Raw genomic sequence first — 3302 nt, forward strand, 5'->3', positions numbered from 1 at the left:
TGCTAAGCGACTACCGTATCTAACAGGGGGCAACCCCCAACTACTTCAGGCGTTCTAGGGCTTAACTGCTGTGTTCGGCATGGGTACAGGTGTATCTCCTAGGCTATCGTCACTTAACTACTGAGTCTTGTCAACTCAAAATTGAATATCTATATTCTAACAAGAAACCGATCGCTTGTCAATATTGACTCGTGAGTAATTGTACTCAGGCTAAATTCTTAGTGAAAAAGATAAACTTCCTAGAGTCTATTGACTCTGCGTCAGTTTCCTATTTTCATACAGAATTTGTAACGCCTTCGTTACTTATTCTTGGATAAGTCCTCGAGCGATTAGTATTGGTCCGCTACATGTGTCGCCACACTTCCACTTCCAACCTATCTACCTGATCATCTCTCAGGGCTCTTACTAACATAAAGTTATGGGAAATCTCATCTTGAGGTGGGTTTCACACTTAGATGCTTTCAGCGTTTATCCCGTCCCTACATAGCTACCCAGCGATGCCTTTGGCAAGACAACTGGTACACCAGCGGTAAGTCCACTCTGGTCCTCTCGTACTAGGAGCAGATCCTCTCAAATTTCCTACGCCCGCGACGGATAGGGACCGAACTGTCTCACGACGTTCTGAACCCAGCTCGCGTGCCGCTTTAATGGGCGAACAGCCCAACCCTTGGGACCGACTACAGCCCCAGGATGCGACGAGCCGACATCGAGGTGCCAAACCTCCCCGTCGATGTGAACTCTTGGGGGAGATAAGCCTGTTATCCCCAGGGTAGCTTTTATCCGTTGAGCGATGGCCCTTCCATACGGAACCACCGGATCACTAAGCCCGACTTTCGTCCCTGCTCGAGTTGTAGCTCTCGCAGTCAAGCTCCCTTATACCTTTACACTCTGCGAATGATTTCCAACCATTCTGAGGGAACCTTTGGGCGCCTCCGTTACCTTTTAGGAGGCGACCGCCCCAGTCAAACTGCCCGTCAGACACTGTCTCCGATAGGGATAACCTATCCGGGTTAGAGTAGCCATAACACAAGGGTAGTATCCCAACAGCGCCTCAGTCGAAACTGGCGTCCCGACTTCGTAGGCTCCTACCTATCCTGTACATGTGGTACAGATACTCAATATCAAACTGCAGTAAAGCTCCATGGGGTCTTTCCGTCCTGTCGCGGGTAACCTGCATCTTCACAGGTACTAAAATTTCACCGAGTCTCTCGTTGAGACAGTGCCCAAATCATTACGCCTTTCGTGCGGGTCGGAACTTACCCGACAAGGAATTTCGCTACCTTAGGACCGTTATAGTTACGGCCGCCGTTTACTGGGGCTTCAATTCAGATCTTCGCTTGCGCTAAACCCTCCTCTTAACCTTCCAGCACCGGGCAGGCGTCACCCCCTATACATCATCTTACGATTTAGCAGAGAGCTGTGTTTTTGATAAACAGTTGCTTGGGCCTATTCACTGCGGCTGACTTTAAGTCAGCACCCCTTCTCCCGAAGTTACGGGGTCATTTTGCCGAGTTCCTTAACGAGAGTTCTCTCGCTCACCTGAGGCTACTCGCCTCGACTACCTGTGTCGGTTTGCGGTACGGGTAGAGTATGATACATCGCTAGAAGCTTTTCTCGGCAGTGTGACGTCACTAACTTCGCTACTTAACTTCGCTCCCCATCACAGCTCAATGTTACAGATACAAGCATTTGACTCATATCACACCTCACTGCTTAGACGGGCACTTCCAATCGCCCGCTTTAGTTAGCCTACTGCGTCCCTCCATCACTTCATACTCTAGTACAGGAATATCAACCTGTTGTCCATCGGATACACCCTTCGGTCTCTCCTTAGGTCCCGACTAACCCAGGGCGGACGAGCCTTCCCCTGGAAACCTTAGTCTTACGGTGGATGGGATTCTCACCCATCTTTCGCTACTCATACCGGCATTCTCACTTCTATGCGTTCCAGCACTCCTCACGGTATACCTTCTTCACACATAGAACGCTCTCCTACCATAACACTAATGTGTTATCCACAGCTTCGGTAAATTGTTTTAGCCCCGGTACATTTTCGGCGCAGGGTCACTCGACTAGTGAGCTATTACGCACTCTTTGAATGAATAGCTGCTTCTAAGCTAACATCCTAGTTGTCTGTGCAACCCCACATCCTTTTCCACTTAACAATTATTTTGGGACCTTAGCTGGTGGTCTGGGCTGTTTCCCTTTCGACTACGGATCTTAGCACTCGCAGTCTGACTGCCGACCATAAATCATTGGCATTCGGAGTTTATCTGAAATCAGTAAACCGAGATGGCCCCCTCATCCAAACAGTGCTCTACCTCCAAGATTCTCAAATGTCGACGCTAGCCCTAAAGCTATTTCGGAGAGAACCAGCTATCTCCAAGTTCGTTTGGAATTTCTCCGCTACCCACAAGTCATCCAAGCACTTTTCAACGTGCCCTGGTTCGGTCCTCCAGTGCGTCTTACCGCACCTTCAACCTGCTCATGGGTAGGTCACATGGTTTCGGGTCTACGACATAATACTAATCCGCCCTATTAAGACTCGGTTTCCCTACGGCTCCGTCTCTTCAACTTAACCTCGCATCATATCGTAACTCGCCGGTTCATTCTACAAAAGGCACGCTCTCACCCATTAACGGGCTCGAACTTGTTGTAGGCACACGGTTTCAGGTTCTATTTCACTCCCCTTCCGGGGTACTTTTCACCTTTCCCTCACGGTACTGGTTCACTATCGGTCACTAGAGAGTATTTAGGGTTGGGAGATGGTCCTCCCAGATTCCGACGAGATTTCGCGTGTCTCGCCGTACTCAGGATACTGCTAGGTATAAAGAATATTTCAAATACGAGGCTATTACTCTCTTTGGCCTACCTTCCCAGGTAGTTCTTCTATACTCTTTAAGTCCACATTGCAGTCCTACAACCCCGAGGAGTAAACTCCTCGGTTTGCCCTCCTGCCGTTTCGCTCGCCGCTACTAAGGCAATCGCTTTTGCTTTCTCTTCCTGCAGCTACTTAGATGTTTCAGTTCACTGCGTCTTCCTCTGCACTACCTTAACAGTAGTGAGTGACAGGCATTACCTGCCGGGTTCCCCCATTCGGACATCCCTGGATCATTGCTTACTTACAGCTCCCCAAGGCATTTCGTCGTTAGTCACGTCCTTCATCGGCTTCTAGTGCCAAGGCATCCACCGTGCGCCCTTATTAACTTAACCTTATTAACCTAATTTTTTCAAAAATTAGAAAACTCATTAAATATTCACAGCGTTTTCGGTTTATTTTCTTGTTACTATTTCTATACGTA

Annotated in this window: 2 rRNA genes; both read right to left on the reverse strand. The window is 48.7% G+C overall.

The features are described 5' to 3' along the window. Position 1: 1 nt before the first annotated feature. A 5S ribosomal RNA gene (rrf, locus tag P7J49_RS11475) occupies positions 2-117 on the reverse strand. A gap of 192 nt (positions 118-309) precedes the next feature. Beyond that, positions 310-3213 (reverse strand): 23S ribosomal RNA (locus P7J49_RS11480). Positions 3214-3302 lie beyond the last annotated feature (89 nt).

The sequence above is a fragment of the Streptococcus suis genome, assembly GCF_046032515.1.
GTDB lineage: Bacteria > Bacillota > Bacilli > Lactobacillales > Streptococcaceae > Streptococcus > Streptococcus suis_AL.